The 17,350-nt window shown below is 32.8% G+C and carries 16 protein-coding genes; 15 read left to right on the top strand and 1 reads right to left on the bottom strand.

From position 1 onward, the window contains the following. Positions 1-82: 82 nt before the first annotated feature. The 13 genes from IEW41_RS10720 to IEW41_RS10660 all read left to right on the top strand — a co-directional run bounded on the left by IEW41_RS10720 (position 83) and on the right by IEW41_RS10660 (position 10,250). Positions 83-412: a HesB/IscA family protein gene (locus tag IEW41_RS10720; protein ID WP_188606361.1), complete on the top strand. Its 330-nt coding sequence runs from the start codon at positions 83-85 to the stop codon at positions 410-412. Between the two features lie 9 nt (positions 413-421). Continuing rightward, positions 422-1,870 carry a Fe-S cluster assembly protein SufB gene (gene sufB / locus IEW41_RS10715; RefSeq protein WP_188606360.1) on the top strand — a complete coding sequence of 483 codons (1,449 nt, stop codon included), beginning with the start codon at positions 422-424 and terminating at the stop codon, positions 1,868-1,870. A gap of 11 nt (positions 1,871-1,881) precedes the next feature. After that, on the top strand, positions 1,882-2,226 hold the full coding sequence (locus IEW41_RS10710; RefSeq protein ID WP_188606359.1) for a membrane lipoprotein lipid attachment site-containing protein: 345 nt from the start codon (positions 1,882-1,884) through the stop codon (positions 2,224-2,226). 1 nt (position 2,227) lies between these two features. Beyond that, the gene (sufC, locus tag IEW41_RS10705) at positions 2,228-2,980 is read left to right on the top strand and encodes a Fe-S cluster assembly ATPase SufC (RefSeq protein WP_188606459.1); all 753 of its coding nucleotides are present in this window, start codon (positions 2,228-2,230) and stop codon (positions 2,978-2,980) included. A 10-nt stretch (positions 2,981-2,990) separates the two neighbouring features. Next, complete coding sequence (gene sufD, locus IEW41_RS10700; RefSeq protein WP_188606358.1) at positions 2,991-4,304, top strand: Fe-S cluster assembly protein SufD; 1,314 nt, start codon at positions 2,991-2,993, stop codon at positions 4,302-4,304. Between the two features lie 115 nt (positions 4,305-4,419). Next, positions 4,420-5,634 (top strand): aminotransferase class V-fold PLP-dependent enzyme, encoded by a 1,215-nt coding sequence (locus IEW41_RS10695; protein ID WP_188606357.1) that lies wholly within the window; start codon positions 4,420-4,422, stop codon positions 5,632-5,634. A 171-nt stretch (positions 5,635-5,805) separates the two neighbouring features. Further along, entirely contained in the window at positions 5,806-6,852 is a 1,047-nt protein-coding gene (locus IEW41_RS10690; protein WP_188606356.1) for a zinc metalloprotease, read from the top strand. Between the two features lie 118 nt (positions 6,853-6,970). Next, on the top strand, positions 6,971-7,402 hold the full coding sequence (locus tag IEW41_RS10685) for an META domain-containing protein (protein ID WP_188606355.1): 432 nt from the start codon (positions 6,971-6,973) through the stop codon (positions 7,400-7,402). A gap of 59 nt (positions 7,403-7,461) precedes the next feature. Further along, on the top strand, positions 7,462-7,947 hold the full coding sequence (locus IEW41_RS10680; RefSeq protein WP_188606354.1) for a hypothetical protein: 486 nt from the start codon (positions 7,462-7,464) through the stop codon (positions 7,945-7,947). 30 nt (positions 7,948-7,977) lie between these two features. Continuing rightward, positions 7,978-8,400: a SufE family protein gene (locus IEW41_RS10675; RefSeq protein WP_188606353.1), complete on the top strand. Its 423-nt coding sequence runs from the start codon at positions 7,978-7,980 to the stop codon at positions 8,398-8,400. A gap of 1 nt (position 8,401) precedes the next feature. Further along, a complete protein-coding gene (locus tag IEW41_RS10670; RefSeq protein WP_188606352.1) occupies positions 8,402-8,725 on the top strand; it encodes a DUF59 domain-containing protein in 324 nt (107 codons plus the stop codon). A gap of 3 nt (positions 8,726-8,728) precedes the next feature. Next, positions 8,729-9,235, top strand: coding sequence for a DUF2480 family protein (locus IEW41_RS10665; RefSeq protein WP_188606351.1), 507 nt, complete (start codon positions 8,729-8,731; stop codon positions 9,233-9,235). An 85-nt stretch (positions 9,236-9,320) separates the two neighbouring features. Further along, positions 9,321-10,250, top strand: coding sequence for a DUF3078 domain-containing protein (locus tag IEW41_RS10660; protein WP_188606350.1), 930 nt, complete (start codon positions 9,321-9,323; stop codon positions 10,248-10,250). Positions 10,251-10,295: 45 nt separating this feature from the next. Here the strand turns inward: IEW41_RS10660 and hflX are convergent, their stop codons facing one another. Further along, on the bottom strand, positions 10,296-11,507 hold the full coding sequence (gene hflX, locus IEW41_RS10655; protein ID WP_188606349.1) for a GTPase HflX: 1,212 nt from the start codon (positions 11,505-11,507) through the stop codon (positions 10,296-10,298). 73 nt (positions 11,508-11,580) lie between these two features. On the opposite strand from hflX, the gene IEW41_RS10650 reads away from it, so the two are divergent. Beyond that, a complete protein-coding gene (locus tag IEW41_RS10650) occupies positions 11,581-12,528 on the top strand; it encodes an endonuclease/exonuclease/phosphatase family protein (protein WP_188606348.1) in 948 nt (315 codons plus the stop codon). A gap of 247 nt (positions 12,529-12,775) precedes the next feature. Next, on the top strand, positions 12,776-17,332 hold the full coding sequence (locus IEW41_RS10645; RefSeq protein ID WP_188606347.1) for an FIDD domain-containing protein: 4,557 nt from the start codon (positions 12,776-12,778) through the stop codon (positions 17,330-17,332). Positions 17,333-17,350 lie beyond the last annotated feature (18 nt).

The raw sequence follows: 17,350 nt of genomic DNA, 5'->3' as shown, positions 1-17,350 counted from the left end.
GCTAATATAATGTTAGGTTCTATGGGAAAACTCTACTTATATTGTATATTTGCAGTCTATTTAGACATAATCTAATTAACACATGATTAAAGTATCTGAAACAGCTAAAAAGAAAGTTATAGAATTGATGAGCGATGATGGGTTCAATTCAGTAACCGACTTTGTACGTGTAGGCGTAAAAAGTGGAGGTTGCTCTGGCTTATCGTACGATTTAAAATTTGATAAAGAACAAAAGGAAGATGATAAAGTATTTGAAGACAATGGTGTAAAAATCATTGTTGACAAAAAAAGCTTTTTATACCTTATTGGAACTACTCTTGAGTATTCAGGAGGATTAAATGGAGCAGGTTTTGTATTTAACAACCCAAACGCCAACAGAACTTGTGGTTGTGGTGAAAGTTTCTCCCTATAAATAAAAGTAATGAACAAATATACCGAAGACGATTTAAGAGAAGAATTAAAAACCAAAGAGTATGAATATGGTTTTTATACTGATATTGAATCAGATACATTTCCTATTGGCTTAAATGAAGATATAGTAAAAGCAATTTCACTTAAAAAAGAAGAGCCACAATGGATGACAGAATGGAGATTAGAATCTTTTCGTGCTTGGAAAGAAATGATTGAACCAGAATGGGCAAATGTAAATTATGTAAAACCAGATTTTCAAGCGATTTCTTATTATTCTGCACCAAACAGCAAGCCTAAATATGACAGTCTTGATGAGGTAGATCCAGAGCTTTTAGAAACCTTTAAAAAATTAGGTATTTCTATAGATGAGCAAAAAAAATTAGCTAATGTAGCTATGGATGTTGTTGTAGATTCAGTTTCTGTAGCAACAACATTTAAGAAAACACTTTCTGAAAAGGGAATAATTTTCTGTTCAATATCTGAAGCTATTAGAGAATATCCAGAATTAGTAAAAAAATATATTGGTACAGTTGTGCCACAAAAAGACAATTTTTACGCAGCATTAAATAGTGCAGTGTTTAGTGATGGAAGTTTCTGTTATATTCCAAAAGGCGTACGTTGCCCAATGGAGTTATCAACCTACTTTAGAATTAATCAAGCAGGAACAGGGCAGTTTGAAAGAACTCTTGTTATTGCAGACGAAGGTAGTTATGTGAGTTACCTTGAAGGTTGTACAGCGCCAAGTAGAGATGAAAATCAATTACATGCAGCAGTTGTAGAGCTTATTGCACTTGACGATGCAGAGATAAAATACTCAACAGTGCAAAATTGGTATCCAGGAAATGCAGAAGGAAAAGGAGGCGTTTACAATTTTGTAACCAAACGAGGTTTATGTGAGAAAAACGCAAAAATTTCATGGACACAAGTAGAAACAGGTTCAGCAATTACATGGAAATACCCAAGTTGTATACTTAAAGGAGATAATTCTGTAGGAGAGTTTTATTCTATTGCAGTAACCAATAATTATCAGCAAGCAGATACAGGAACTAAAATGATTCATTTAGGTAAAAACACTAAATCTACCATTATTAGTAAAGGTATATCTGCAGGAAAATCTCAAAACTCTTACAGAGGTTTGGTTCAAATAAGTTCAAGAGCAGACAATGCTCGTAACTTCTCACAATGTGATAGTTTACTTATGGGTAATGAATGTGGAGCGCATACATTTCCTTATATAGAAGCAAAAAATAAATCAGCAATAATAGAGCACGAAGCTACAACAAGTAAAATTGGTGAAGACCAAATTTTTTACTGTAACCAACGTGGTATAAATACAGAAAAAGCTATTGCGTTAATTGTAAATGGGTTTAGTAAAGATGTATTAAACAAGCTTCCAATGGAGTTTGCTGTTGAAGCTCAAAAATTACTAGAAATAAGTTTAGAAGGATCTGTAGGATAAAAAAATCAAGAATGAAAAAAGTTTTGTTTTTAATATGTTTTATGTTAGCTCTAACTAGTTGTGATAAAGGAGAGCTAGTTAAAGGACAATTTATCTATTATGATGGCGCTGCTGTTTTACAAACAGATTCAATAGTTTATGGTGTAATTATAAACGATAAAGCACTAGAGTTAGATAAACTTTCTAAACAATTTAAAAAAGAAGATACAGATATGGTTTCTGTAGAATTAAGAGGAAAACTAATTCCTAGACCAGAAAACGAAGAAGGTTGGGATTATAGTATAGATATTAAAGAAATAGTAAACGTTTCTGAATCAAAAGAAGATAACGACATTATAAAATTTGGTGATGAGTAGTATGTTAAAGATTAACAATTTACACGCAAGTGTTGAAGACAAAGCAATTTTAAGAGGTATAAACCTAGAGGTAAAAGCAGGCGAAGTTCATGCAATTATGGGACCAAATGGTTCTGGTAAAAGCACTTTAGCGTCTGTGATTGCAGGAAAAGAAGAGTATGAAGTTAGTGAAGGAGAAATACTTCTTAACGACGAAAATATTGATGAATTAGCAGCAGAAGAGCGAGCACATAAAGGTATCTTTTTATCGTTTCAATATCCTGTTGAAATTCCTGGAGTTAGTGTAACTAATTTTATGAAAACAGCTATAAACGAAACTCGAAAAGCAAAAGGGTTAGAAGATATGCCTGCTAATGAAATGTTGAAACTTATTCGCGAAAAGTCTGAATTATTAGAAATAGACCGTAAGTTTTTATCACGTTCATTAAATGAAGGTTTTTCAGGTGGTGAAAAAAAGCGTAATGAAATCTTTCAAATGGCAATGTTAGAACCAAAATTGGCTATACTAGACGAAACAGATTCAGGATTAGATATCGATGCATTACGAATTGTAGCTAATGGTGTAAACAAATTAAAAAGTAAGGATAACGCAGTTATTGTAATTACACACTACCAAAGATTGTTAGACTATATCGTTCCAGATTTTGTACATGTATTATACAATGGTCGTATTGTAAAATCAGGAGGTAAAGAGTTAGCGCATGAGCTTGAAGAAAAAGGTTACGATTGGATTAAAGAAGAAGTGAACGCTTAATAACAAGCAAATGGATTTAAAAGAAAAACTCATATCATCATTTATGGCATTCGAGAACCTAGTGGATGTAGATTCACCAGTTCATGATGTTAGAAGTGAAGCAATAAAAGTATTCGAAACACAAGGGTTTCCTTCAAAAAAGGAAGAAGCGTGGAAGTATACTTCTTTAAACAGTATTTTAAAGCACGATTATAGTGTGTTTCCAAAACACGAAAACACTGTAGAATATAACGATGTAAAAAAGTACTTTATTCACGATATAGACACCTACAAAATCGTGTTTATAGATGGTAAGTATGCATCACATTTATCACAAACAACGCACGATGGAATTGATGTTTGTTTAATGTCATCAGCATTAGCAAAACCAAAGTACCAGTTAATTATTGAAAACTATTTTAATAAAATAGCAACAAAAGATAGTTTAACATCACTAAACACAGCGTTTTCTAGCGAAGGTGCTTACATTCACATTCCAAAAAATAAATTGGCAGCAAAACCAATTCAAATTATACATTTTTCAACAGGTAGCGAATCTGCATTAATGAATCAGCCTCGTAATCTGATTGTTGTTGACGAAAATTCGCATGTTCAAATTATTGAGCGTCATCAAAGTTTAACAGATAATCCTGTGCTTACTAATAGTGTAACAGAAATTTATGCTAATAAGAGAGCAATAGTAGACTATTATAAAATTCAAAACGACAATGAAAATGCGTCGTTAATTGATAATACTTTTATAAATCAAAAACAAGAAAGTGTAGCATCTACACATACATTTTCGTTTGGAGGAAAATTAACACGTAACAATCTTAATTTTTATCAAAACGGAGAGCGTATAGATTCTACATTAAAAGGAGTTACTATTATTGGCAGTAAACAGCATGTCGATCATAATACGCTAGTTCACCACATACAACCAAATTGCGAAAGTCATCAAGACTACAAAGGTATTTTTGGAGATAGTGCAACAGGTGTTTTTAATGGTAAAGTACTTGTAGAAAAGGAAGCTCAAAAAACAAATGCGTTTCAAGCAAACAACAATATTTTAGTAAGCGACAAAGCAAGCATTAATACCAAACCACAATTAGAAATTTTTGCAGACGATGTAAAATGCTCTCATGGTTGTACAATTGGGCAGTTAGACGAAAGCGCAATGTTTTATATGCGTTCTCGAGGTATTCCAGAAAAAGAAGCCAAAGCATTGTTAATGTATGCGTTTAGTAATAATGTATTGAGTTCGGTTAAAATTCCTGAAATTAAACAACGTATCACTAAAATTATAGCAACAAAACTTGGTGTTGATATTGGGTTCGATTTATAAAATTATTTGAAGCTATTTCTCGCTATACGCTATATCTTTTTTCTGTCACCTTGAGCGCAGTCCAAGGGTTAAACATAAAAAAGTATGCCGCTACTATCGAGGCTAAAACACGACTATGTTCAACGTAGAAACCATAAGAAAAGACTTTCCAATACTTTCTCGTAAAGTTAATGGCAAACCTTTAGTGTATTTTGATAATGCAGCAACATCTCAAACACCACAACAGGTAATAGATGTTATTGTAGATTATTATTCAAATTATAATGCCAACATACACAGAGGAGTTCATAGTTTAAGTCAAGAAGCAACAGATAAGTACGAGCAGGCAAGACATAAAATACAAAATCATTTTAATGCCAAATTTGCTCACGAAATCATTTTTACATCAGGAACAACTCACGGAATTAATCTAGTAGCTAACGGATTTTCTTCAATATTAAAAGATGGAGATGAAGTTATAGTTTCGGCCTTAGAGCATCATAGTAATATTGTGCCTTGGCAAATGCTATGTGAGCGTACAGGAGCTATTTTAAAAGTCATCCCAATGAATCAAGAAGGAGAGCTCGTAATTAGTGAGTATGATAAACTCCTTTCAAACAAAACAAAACTGGTTTTTGTAAATCATATTTCAAATGCATTAGGCACAATAAATCCAATCGAAAACATTATAACTAAAGCACACAATGTTGGTGCAGCAGTTTTAATAGATGGAGCCCAAGCAAGTCCGCATATAAAAGCAGATGTTCAAAAACTAGATGTCGATTTTTATGTGGTTTCTGCTCATAAAATGTGTGGACCAACAGGTGTTGGTATCTTGTATGGTAAAGAAGAATGGCTTAATAAATTACCGCCTTATCAAGGAGGAGGCGAAATGATTGCCGAGGTAACTTTCGAAAAAACCACTTACGCAACTTTACCACATAAGTTTGAAGCTGGAACTCCAAATATTTGTGGTGGTATTGCCTTTGGAGCAGCCTTAGATTATATGAATGCTATTGGCTTTGAAAATATAGCAAAATATGAACACGAGCTTTTGGAGTATGGAACACAAAAACTCTCTGAAATAGAAGGCTTAAAAATTTACGGAACCGCAAAACATAAAACTTCAGTAATTTCTTTTAATTTAGAAGGAATCCATCCTTATGATGTAGGTACAATTTTAGACAAAATGGGAATCGCTGTTCGTACAGGACATCATTGCGCACAACCAATTATGGATTTCTACAAAATTCCAGGAACAGTAAGAGCATCGTTTGCATTTTATAATACTAAACAAGAAATAGACGCATTAGTTGAAGGTGTGAAAAAAGCAAAGCTTATGTTATCCTAAAAAACTTAAAACCAATTATATATGATTAAGCATCTTTTTAAGATGCTTTTTTTATGCAAAAAATCAGATTTGCATTTCATCGAAAAAACACAAAAATTCTTAACAAAATGTTAAAATTTTAATTGTTAAATTATATATTGAGCAGAATTATTAACTAAAATATATATAAAAATGAAAAAAGTATTTTTAGGAATGGCTGCTTTAGCACTCGTATTTACATCTTGTAATAAAGATGAAGACTCTCCAAGTCAAGATCAATCTAAAGTAGATATGAGCGACTTTTATTTGTATACAGATGCTGATACTGATGAGACTTCTAGAAAAGCTGAATTTGGCGATTCAAAATCATGTTATTCTATGGTCAACCTTAATAGATTACTTAATGAAAATCCAGATTTATACAAAAAAATGTATGATATTGAATATACAACTAGAGCGAGCATTACAGGAAAAGGAAAACCACCAAAAGGAGGTAATGGAGGTGGAGGCTCAACTCCTCCAGATGACTTAGGAGTAATTACAATTCCTGTTTATGTACATGTGGTATATAGTAACTCAAACGAAAATATTTCTAATGCACAGATTGCATCTCAAATAGCTGTTTTAAATGACGATTTTAGAGCTACAAATAATGATGCAAATCAAACGCCTTCAGAGTTTGCAGGTTTAGTTGCAGATACTGAGATTCAATTTAATCTAGTAAACACTTTTAGATATTCAAATTCTAGAACATCTTGGGGAACTAATGATGCCGTTAAATCTGCTTATCCACCAATTACACCAGAAACTCATTTAAATATTTGGGTTTGTAACATAGGAGGAGGAATTTTAGGCTATGCTCAATTTCCAGGAGGACCATCAGCAACAGATGGTGTTGTAGTTGGACCTAATTATTTTGGGTCAACAGGCTATTTATCAGCTCCGTTTGATAAAGGTAGAACAACAACTCACGAAGTTGGTCACTATTTTAATTTACGTCATATTTGGGGAGATGGAAGATGTAATAGAGATGATTTTGTTTCAGATACTCCTTCGTCAGATGCACCAAATTATGGCTGTCCATCTTATCCAACTGTAAATTGCCGTTCTAATGATATGACGATGAATTATATGGATTACACTAATGATGCTTGTATGTATATGTTTTCTGAAGGGCAAAAAGAAAGAATGAGAACAATTTTCTTAGCAGGAGGAGCGAGAGACTCTATGATTAATTAATAGAACTAATTACTTTTAAAAAAAAAGCGCCTTTATGGCGTTTTTTTTTGTTCTTATAATTAATACTTAAAACGGGTTAATTTTTTTTACTTTTACTAATATGATTAGAATATTAAATATGAGTTTGAAATATAAGTTTATATTACTTTGTTTTTGTGTTGTTTTGTCATGCGCTCAAGACAAAAAAGAGAGTCAAGATTCAAATACAACAGAAAGTATTGAAAACACATCATGGTTAGTCGTAAATTTAAAAGGAGAAACAGAGTTTTCAAGACAGCCAACAATACGTATTGATCTTTCTGGAAAAGGAATTTCAGGAAGCTCAGGATGTAACCGATACTTTGGAGATGTAACTATAAATAAAAACCAGGTAAAAATTAGTAATGTTGGTTCAACAAAAATGATGTGTAATAATATAAACACAGAGCAATTATTTTTTGAAGCACTTAACGAAGCAACTTTTTTTAAAGCCGAAGGCAATACATTAAAACTAATGTCAAAAGACAAAAAAGTTATAATTGAATGTAGCCATTTAAAAGAAGGTAACTAGCTAAACAAACTTTGGCTTCCTTTTTGTATTAATATTTAAAAAATAATAATTAATAGCACATGAAAATTTTATTTAGTCTTTTAACCATTTTAATGCTTAACAAAGAGTGTGATAAAAAAGATACTAATCTATCACAAACCGTTACGCCAACAGAAACTACTTCAAATATGAATCAGGAAGAACAGGTTACAATTACGTACGAGGCAATGTCACGAGGTCTTTTTGAAAAAGTATGGATTACCAAAGATGCTGTAATTGTTTCAAACGATAGAAATCTAGTTGAAAAAAGCACATACTTATGCGCAGAAAAAGACTGGAATGATATAATGACGCTTTTAAATAAAGTAGATTTAAAATCACTTCCAAATTTAGAAGCACCAACAGCAAAACGACTTTATGATGGAGCAGCTCACGCAAGTCTTTCAATAACAAAAAGTAACGAAACTATACAAAGCAATAGTTTTGATCATGGTTATCCTCCTGCAGCAATTGAAAAGTTAGTCAATAAGGTATTATCAATAATGGAAAACGCTAAAAAACAATAGATAAATTGTACTTTTGTATAAAATTTTATAATGACAATTAAAGCAATACAAGACGAGATAATTGATGAGTTTTCAATGTTTGAAGATTGGGAAGAACGCTATCAGTATATGATAGATTTAGGTAAAACTTTACCTTTAATAGATTCGCAGTACAAAACAGAAGACAACATTATAAAAGGATGTCAAAGTAAAGTTTGGGTACATGCCGAAATGAAAGACGACAAAGTTGTTTTTACTGCAGATAGTGATGCCATTATAACTAAAGGTATTATAGCAATTTTAATACGAGTATTTTCTAATCAACACCCAAAAGATATTATTGATGCAGACACTTCTTTTATTGATGACATCGGTTTAAAAGAACATTTGTCGCCAACAAGAGCAAATGGATTGGTGAGTATGATAAAACAAATAAAAATGTATGCCATTGCATACCAAACACAATTGAGTTAAAATGGAAACAACAATAGATACAAACGCATTAGGCGAAAAAATAGTTAAAGTTTTAAAAACCATATATGATCCAGAAATTCCTGTCGATATATATGAACTAGGACTAATTTATGACGTATTTGTAAATGAAGATTATGATGTTAAAATCTTAATGACATTAACAACACCAAATTGTCCTGTTGCCGAAACATTACCTCTTGAGGTTGAAGAAAAAGTTAAATCATTAAATGATGTTAAATCTGCTGAGGTTGAAATAACTTTCGATCCACCTTGGAGTCAGGATTTAATGAGTGAAGAAGCAAAACTAGAGTTAGGAATGCTTTAATATATGGCAGACGAGATTATTAATAGAGTTGCGAACAGCAAACTTATAGTTGTTGACCTTGAAGATTATTATCCGAAAGGCGAAAGAACTCTTTTTGATATTAAAGATTGGCTTTATGAAGAATTAGTACTTCGTGAAAAGGACTTTAGAGATTATGTTAGTAAACATAATTGGGAGCAATATCAAGATCATTATGTGGCATTAACATGTACTTCAGACGCCATTGTGCCTGCTTGGGCATTTATGCTTGTAACAATGCAATTACAGCCTTACGCTAAACGAATTATTATAGGCGATTTACAGCAACTAGAAACATCTATTTATCAAGATATTATTCAAAATCTAGATACAAATTCATTTTTAGATAAGCCTTTAATTATTAAAGGATGCTCTAACAAACCTGTGCCAGAAAACGCTTATATTTTGCTTTCTCAAAAGCTAAAACCAATTGCAAAATCTATAATGTATGGTGAAGCATGTTCTTCTGTGCCACTTTACAAAAAGAAATAACGTACATAAAATCTTTCAAAAAATAGATGTAACTCATATATTTGCAACCCTTTATAAAAATATGAATCACTTAAAAACAATGAAAATGAATACAAGAGTATTTTTTACGATTGCCTTAATTTTTACAATTTCGTTTGGTTTTTCTCAAACTAAAGAAGAGCTAGAATCTCAAAAAGCAGAAAAGCAAGCAGCAGCAGATGCATTGCAAGCTGAGGCAGACGCACTACAAGCTCAAATTAATGCACTTCCTGGTTGGAGATTAGCAGCTTTTGGTACCATTGGTGGAAGTTTATCTAACTTTAATAACTGGTATGCACAAGGAGCACCAAACAATTCTTCAGGTAATATTGGGTTTACTTTTAATAGTCGTGCGAATTTAATTGAAGAGAAATTTTTCTGGAGAAACGCCTTAAACACTAACTTTAGTTGGGTGAAATTAGATAATAAAGACATTAACACAGATAGTGAAGATTTTGAACCTACTACAGATGTATTTAATTTATCTTCTCTATATGGTAGAAATATTACTGATAAACTTGCTGCTTCTGGATTAATGGAATACAGAACTACAGTTTTAAACAATTTTAATGATCCTGGATATTTAGATTTAGGGGTTGGAGCAACTTGGACACCAATTACAGATTTAATAGTAGTTGTTCATCCATTAAACTACAACTTTGTATTTAGCAAAGGAGAAACTGTTTTTGAATCGTCTTTAGGAGCTAAAATTGTTGCTGATTACACACGACAAATTGGAGCTGTTAATTTTAAAACTAACTTATCTATGTTTCAAAGCTATAAAAGTTCAGATTACTCAAACTGGACTTGGACTAACTCATTTGGATATACATTATGGAAAATGATTGGTGTTGGTTTTGATTTCGGATTAAGAAGCAATAAGCAAGAAGCACTAAACTATTCAATTAATACATTAGGTAACACAGCAGAAACTTTTGATTCAGTAGATAACAAATTACAAAGTTACTGGACAGCTGGTCTAAACTATAAGTTTTAATTAATATAACATTAATAAAAAAGCGCACCAATTGGTGCGCTTTTTTTATGATTCTTCCTCGTAATCAGGATATAAAAAATGATTATAAGGGAAACGTTTTACATGTATTTCTCTTACCTCATCATAAACACGCTTTTTAAAGGCTTCAAGGTTTTCTTTATTTAAAGCTGAAATAAAAATGGCGTCGTTACCTATTTTATTCATCCATGTTTTTTTCCATTCTTCAAGTGTATAGTTTGCTTTGGTTTTAACATGAACTAAATCATCAGCATCAAACGGAACAGCTTCATAAGCATCAATCTTGTTAAAAACCATAATTGTTGGTTTATCGTTGCTATTAATCTCATCTAAAATTTTGTTTACAGAATCAATATGTTCTTCAAAATTTGAATGTGAAATATCAACAACATGAAGTAACAAATCTGCTTCTCTAACTTCATCTAATGTACTTTTAAAACTCTCTACTAATTGCGTAGGGAGCTTTCTAATAAATCCAACAGTATCACTAACTAAAAAAGGCAAGTTACCTATAACTACTTTTCTTACAGTTGTATCTAAAGTAGCAAACAACTTGTTTTCGGCAAACACATCACTCTTGCTAATAACATTCATAAGAGTAGACTTACCAACATTGGTGTAACCAACTAAAGCAACTCTAACCATCTGGCCTCTGTTACCACGTTGCACAGCCATTTGCTTATCAATCGTTTTTATCTTGTCTTTAAGTAATGAAATTCTGTCTCTAACAATACGTCTATCGGTTTCTATTTCTGTTTCTCCAGGACCACGCATTCCAATACCACCTTTTTGTCTTTCAAGGTGAGTCCACATTCCTTTAAGTCTAGGAAGTAAGTATTCACATTGTGCAAGTTCTACTTGGGTTCTTGCATAACTTGTTTGTGCGCGTTGGGCAAAAATATCTAAAATTAGATTGGTTCTGTCTAGTACTTTACAGTTTAATATTTTACTAATATTGCGCTCTTGTGCTGCAGATAATTCGTCATCAAAAATTGCTGTGCCAATTTCGTTATCATTAATAAAAGCTTGTATTTCTTCAATTTTACCTGTTCCTAAAAAAGTTTTAGGATTAGGCATTTCCATTTTTTGGGTAAAACGCTTTACCACCTCTCCTCCTGCAGTAAAAGTTAAGAAAGCTAACTCGTCTAAATATTCTTTAGATTTTGCTTCATCTTGTTCTTTGGTAACAACACCAATTAGCACTGCTCTTTCTAATTCTATATCTTTCTTTTCTAACATAAATATAAATATTGTGCAAAGTTACATAAATGAATGCAGTCGTTTTAGTATTTTTAAAACTTAAATTTTTATTGTGAGTTCTATATCAAACCTTTATACCATTGCCTTTTATAATACTGAAAATTTATTTGATATCTATTTAGATAGAAGGACTAATGACAATGATTTTCTCCCTACATCTGCAAAGAATTGGACAAAAAAAAGATATGAAACAAAGATTTATAAATTAGGTTCTGTAATTTCTAAAATAGGGTTTGAATCTGCTCAAAAACCACCAACTATTATAGGTTTAGCTGAAGTTGAAAACGATTCGGTTTTAAAAGACTTAATTAATAGTGAAGATTTAAAATTATATAATTATAAGTTTATTCATTATAACTCATTAGATGAAAGAGGAATCGATGTAGCCCTTTTATATAATGAAGATGAATTTACTGTAGAGCATTCTGAAACATTTAATATATATATACAAGACGAGCAAGCTGAGCAAGATTTTACTAGAGACATATTATTGGTTACAGGGTATTTAAATAATGAAAAGATACATATCCTTGTTAATCATTGGCCTTCTAGACATGAAGGGTCAGACCAAACCGAATACAAAAGATTGTTAGCTTCGAAAAAGGCCTCAGAAATAATAGCTAATTTAAAAGAACATAACTTAGATTCTAAAATTATTGTTATGGGAGATTTTAATGATAATCCAACTAGCAATAGTATGCTTCAACTAAAAAAAGAAAACTCACTTTACAATGTAACCGAGTCGTTATGGTCATATAGCAGAGGAAGCGTAAATCATAACTTTACTTGGATTTTATTTGATCAAATTTTACTCTCACAAAATTTTTTGAATTTAAAAGGTCCAGGACTTCAATTTGAAAGAGCCAATATTTTTGATGAAAAATTTTTAACACAACACAAAGGCAAATTCAAGGGTCAGCCATTTAGAACTTATGTTGGTAAGAAATATAAGGGAGGATTTAGTGACCATTTTCCAGTTTATATTCAACTCAAAAAATAACAAAAGAATCTTGCTGTTAAAGCTTTTTTCTTTTTATCGAGAATTATTGCACTTAATCTATTATAGCATTGTTAATAGTTTGTTAATAGTCATTTTTTTTATCTTCGGTTACTTGTTTGCTCTGTAAAGGTGGAACAAGAATACTCCCAAATTGTTTTTTTATTAACCTACAAAAAATATAAGTTACTTGTAATTAACTAGTTACAATTGACCTGATAAAATGATTTAATTAACCTAATCAATTCAAATGAAAAAAATTACTTTCTTCCTATTGCTGTTACTATTTTCGTTTCAGGCTATAGCACAAGTTTTAAATCAGGCTGCTAGCTGGCCAAATACGAATTGGTCTATCACTGGAACTTATGTCAATGGACCGACAATTTTTGAAGCTAACCCAACAACATCAGCAAACTTTGCTTATGATGATGATGATGCTGGAAGTGGTGCAATTAACAATATTCAGGCAGTTTCTCCTGTAATAGACTTGACTGCAGCTTTTAATGCTGGAGAAACATGGTTGTTTTTAAATTCAACTTATGTCTACAATAATATTGGTGCTGATAGATTAGGTGTTCAATATTGGAATGCTGATACTAGCACTTGGATTAACTGGGGAACGCCATTAGCAGCAGACACACCAGGAGCACCATTAGATAATTTTTGTAATGGAGCATCTCAACCATTTAATAGTGGTGAATTAAATATTGCTGGTTTTACACCAACACAATTAGCAGGATTTAGATACCGAATATTTTATAATGATGGTGGTGTTTGGGCTTGGGGTTTTTGTTTCAATTCTCCAACTATAACATCTCAAACCCCTCCAACTTGTCCTGATATTACAGGCCTTGCAGTTGCAAATGTTACTTCTACAACAGCTGATGTAACATGGAGCGCAGGAAATACAGAAGTATTATGGGAAATAGCAATTCAGCCAGCTGGAACAGGTACTCCTTCAGGACCAGGAACGCAGACTCCTAATAATGCGCCATATAATGCAATGTCATTAAACCCTAGCACAGCTTACGAAATTTATGTAAGAGGAGATTGTGGAGCAAATGGACTAAGTAATTGGGTTGGACCAATTAATTTTACAACTTTAAATACACCACCACCACCACCAAATGGTGTGACATGTAGTAGTGGCTCTTCTTCTTTCATTTTTTCTGAAAGCTTCGAAACTAACCCACCATCTGGATGGACAGGAACTGGTTTTAGTGGAGCTAATGGTAATTGGAGAATAACTGCTGGTAATGCAAATTCAGGAGGCACAGGGCCATTTGTGTCCTTTAATGGAGGAATGCATTTAGAATACGAAGCATCGGGTAATTCAACAACAATTGCCAATGCTATTAGTCCAGCAATTGACTTGTCAACAGCAGTTGATGGGGCTGAGCTATCTTTTTATATGCATGCTTTTGGAGATAATATGGGGACTTTAAATGTAGGAATAAGTACTTCTGCTACAGGGCCTTTTACTAATTTATATAGTTGGGTTGGAGATTATCAAACTACAGCAAATGAAGCTTGGGTGCCAATAGGAGTTAATTTAGATGCATACTTAGGACAGGTTGTATATATAAGATTTAGTTATGGTGGCGCTGGAACAGGTTTTGAAGGAGATATGTCTATCGATTATGTTAGAGTTGAAACCTGCGGATCATTTTGTATTGCACCAAGTAATTTAGCAGTTGCTAATGTTGGTGGTACTTCAGCAGATATTTCTTGGACTCCAAATAATGGTGAGTTAGCTTGGGAATATGTAGTTCAACCAGCGGGAACAGGAGCTCCAACAGGATCTGGAAATCCAGTTTCTTCAACAACAGTAAATGAAACAACTTTAAACTATTCTACAGCTTACGAAGTTTATGTAAGAGCAGATTGTGGTGGAGGAAACTATAGTGTTTGGGCAGGTCCAGTTAATTTCACTACAACTGTGCAAACAGATTTTATAGTTGATTGTAATGTTGGACCAGTAAATTCTGTTTCTTGTTATGACGACGGAGACCCAACGCCTCCAATTTATACTTTTACAAGTTCTGATGGTATAACACCTCTTAACATTGTGTTTAATAGTGGAAATGTTGAAAATAATTGGGATGAACTTATAGTATTAGACAGTGATGGTACTACCAATTTAAATGCTGCTACTCCTTATGGAGCGGCTGGTAACGTAGCTGGTATTACATATCAATCTTCTGGACCAACAATATCATTTTATGTAAATTATGATACAACGGTAGATTGTACGACGTCTTCAACAATAAATCCATTAGACGTTACGGTAACTTGTGCTACTTGTATTAATCCTGTAGCTACTTATGCTGTGATAGATGATTGTGATAATGGAAATCAATTTTTAATAGATGTAAATATTACTAGTATAGGTGATGCTACATCTTTAACAATCTCTAATAACATTAATGCTAATACTGTACCAGCTACAGCAACTGGGACTTATCAAATAGGACCTTTCCCATTTGCTACTCCAGTAATTGTAACGGTTTCTAATGATCAAGATGTTAACTGTGTGATTAATAGTCAACCTATTCAAGTATTAGCTTGTCCTCCTTCAAATGATAACTGTATTGATGCAACTGCTGCAGCAGTAAATGCTGGATCAACATGTGATTTAATTACACCTGGAACTGTATTAGCAGCAACACCATCAGGTGTGCCAGGAGGTTCTTGTACTGGTGCTCCAGATGATGATGTTTGGTTTGAATTTACTGCACTTAATGAAGTACAATTAATTTCTCTTATAAATGTTGCAGGAGGCTCTACTAATTTAGACCATGCGGTTTACAGTGGAAGTTGTGGGTCTTTAACTGAGCTTTATTGCTCACCAAATACTGCAAGCGTTACTCCTTTATTAACAGTTGGAAATACATATTACGTTAGAGTATTTTCATTTGGAAGTACACCAACATCAACAACATTTGATTTATGTATTCAAAAAGCACCAGAAAATACAATTTGTGAGCAAGCAGCTAATTTTTGTGGTGATGGAGGTCCAGCAACAGGATCAAATATTATAGGATTTCCTAGTATTGGTCAAATAGCGTGTTTATTTACTACACCTAATCCATCATGGAATATAATTCAAATTGGTGACCCAGGGCTTATAGAAATCCAAATAGACCAGGTTAATGGTTCTGGTGGAGGATTAGATGTTGATTTTGTGCTTTGGGGACCTTTTGATTCAGACACTGACTTTTGTGCCGCTGGTGTTTTAGACCAAGGTTGTCCAGCTCCAAACAACTGTCCAAATAATACTACTAACCCTAATTTTTATCCATATGGTAATATTGTAGACTGTAGCTATTCTGCAGCACCTACAGAAAATTTAACTATAGATAATGCACAAGCAGGAGAAATATATGTTTTATTAGTAACTAATTTCTCTAATCAAGCAGGAACAATTACTATTACTCAAACAAATGCAGGTAATGGTGGAGCTGGTTCAACAGTTGCAGAAATACAAGTAGACTTAGGGGAAGATCAAGATTTTTGTGGTTTCCCAGATTATACTATTGTTGCTGATTCTCCATTTGCAGATACGTATGAGTGGTATTATGATGGATTTATTATTGATGGTGAAACAAGTTCTACATTAACAGTTACAGAAACAGGTATTTATACAGTATTTGCGTATGATACTAACTGTGATGCTGTGGCTACCGATGAAATTCTTGTAACATTTGGTACAGAGCCTGTAGCAAATCCAGTTCAAGATATCATAACTTGTGACGATGCATCTGCTGATGGTTTTGAAGATTTTGATTTAGAATCTCAAACACCTATTGTTTTAGGCGCTCAAGATCCATCATTATTTAATGTTACTTATCACTTAACTCAAAGTGATGCAAACTCTAATACAGGAGCATTGTCATCACCTTATATTAACGTTACTAACCCTCAAACAATATGGATTCGTATAGAAGATGCTAATGCAACATTTTGTAGTGTAACAACAAGTTTTGACTTAATTATTTCTGGTCCAACACCTACTGCAACATCTGTAGATATTGCGTTGTGTGATGATGCATCTAGAGACGGAGTTGAATCATTTGATCTTACTGCACATGACGCAAATGTATTAAATGGACAAAGTGCAACTGATTATTCAGTTTCATATTATGCTACACAAGCCGATGCAAACGCAGGGACATCAGCTTTAGTTTCTCCTTATACAAACACCTCAAACCCACAAACTATTTGGGCTAGAGTAGAAAGTAATATAGCTGTAGACTGTTATTCAATAATTGATTTTGATTTAATTGTTGATGATATTCCTGTAACGTCGTTTAATTCAGACTTTGATTATGAAGTTTGTCCGAATGCTACAGTTCCAATTATGGTAGAAGCAACAGCAAACAATTATTCTGTAGGTGAAGTTACTATTGATTGGTATTTAGATGGTACACTAATAACAGGTCAGAATGGTTTAGTATTACCTGTCTTGGTTGAAGGGACTTATACAATTGATGTAACATTTAATGATACAGGTTGTACATCATCAACAGACATAGTTATTATTGAATTAGAACAGTGTGTTATTCCACAAGGAATCTCTCCTAATAACGATGGGTATAATGATTTCTTTGATTTAAGCAGTTTTGCAGTTACTAAACTCGAGATATTTAATAGAAACGGAACCTTAGTGTATTCTAAAACAAATTATACTAATGAATGGTATGGACAAACAAATAATGGAGATGAACTTCCAGTAGGTACATATTATTACACTATGGAATACGAAAATGGTAAAACTAGAAGTGCTTGGGTTTACATTAACAAATAACTAATCAACTAAATAAAT

Origin of the sequence: Aquaticitalea lipolytica (assembly GCF_014641635.1) — a bacterium.
GTDB lineage: Bacteria > Bacteroidota > Bacteroidia > Flavobacteriales > Flavobacteriaceae > Aquaticitalea > Aquaticitalea lipolytica.
This window is presented reverse-complemented; position numbering and strand designations above follow the sequence as displayed.

What these genes read in the sequence shown, in the direction of transcription:
- IEW41_RS10685 (WP_188606355.1), top strand. Translation starts at nt 6,971, where the DNA reads ATGAGTTTGAAATATAAGTTTATATTACTTTGTTTTTGTGTTGTTTTG.
- IEW41_RS10690 (WP_188606356.1), top strand. Translation starts at nt 5,806, where the DNA reads ATGAAAAAAGTATTTTTAGGAATGGCTGCTTTAGCACTCGTATTTACA.
- IEW41_RS10660 (WP_188606350.1), top strand. Translation starts at nt 9,321, where the DNA reads ATGAATACAAGAGTATTTTTTACGATTGCCTTAATTTTTACAATTTCG.
- sufB (WP_188606360.1), top strand. Translation starts at nt 422, where the DNA reads ATGAACAAATATACCGAAGACGATTTAAGAGAAGAATTAAAAACCAAA.
- IEW41_RS10680 (WP_188606354.1), top strand. Translation starts at nt 7,462, where the DNA reads ATGAAAATTTTATTTAGTCTTTTAACCATTTTAATGCTTAACAAAGAG.
- IEW41_RS10675 (WP_188606353.1), top strand. Translation starts at nt 7,978, where the DNA reads ATGACAATTAAAGCAATACAAGACGAGATAATTGATGAGTTTTCAATG.
- hflX (WP_188606349.1), bottom strand. Translation starts at nt 11,507, where the DNA reads ATGTTAGAAAAGAAAGATATAGAATTAGAAAGAGCAGTGCTAATTGGT.
- sufD (WP_188606358.1), top strand. Translation starts at nt 2,991, where the DNA reads ATGGATTTAAAAGAAAAACTCATATCATCATTTATGGCATTCGAGAAC.
- IEW41_RS10720 (WP_188606361.1), top strand. Translation starts at nt 83, where the DNA reads ATGATTAAAGTATCTGAAACAGCTAAAAAGAAAGTTATAGAATTGATG.
- IEW41_RS10665 (WP_188606351.1), top strand. Translation starts at nt 8,729, where the DNA reads ATGGCAGACGAGATTATTAATAGAGTTGCGAACAGCAAACTTATAGTT.
- IEW41_RS10670 (WP_188606352.1), top strand. Translation starts at nt 8,402, where the DNA reads ATGGAAACAACAATAGATACAAACGCATTAGGCGAAAAAATAGTTAAA.
- IEW41_RS10695 (WP_188606357.1), top strand. Translation starts at nt 4,420, where the DNA reads ATGTTCAACGTAGAAACCATAAGAAAAGACTTTCCAATACTTTCTCGT.
- sufC (WP_188606459.1), top strand. Translation starts at nt 2,228, where the DNA reads ATGTTAAAGATTAACAATTTACACGCAAGTGTTGAAGACAAAGCAATT.
- IEW41_RS10645 (WP_188606347.1), top strand. Translation starts at nt 12,776, where the DNA reads ATGAAAAAAATTACTTTCTTCCTATTGCTGTTACTATTTTCGTTTCAG.
- IEW41_RS10710 (WP_188606359.1), top strand. Translation starts at nt 1,882, where the DNA reads ATGAAAAAAGTTTTGTTTTTAATATGTTTTATGTTAGCTCTAACTAGT.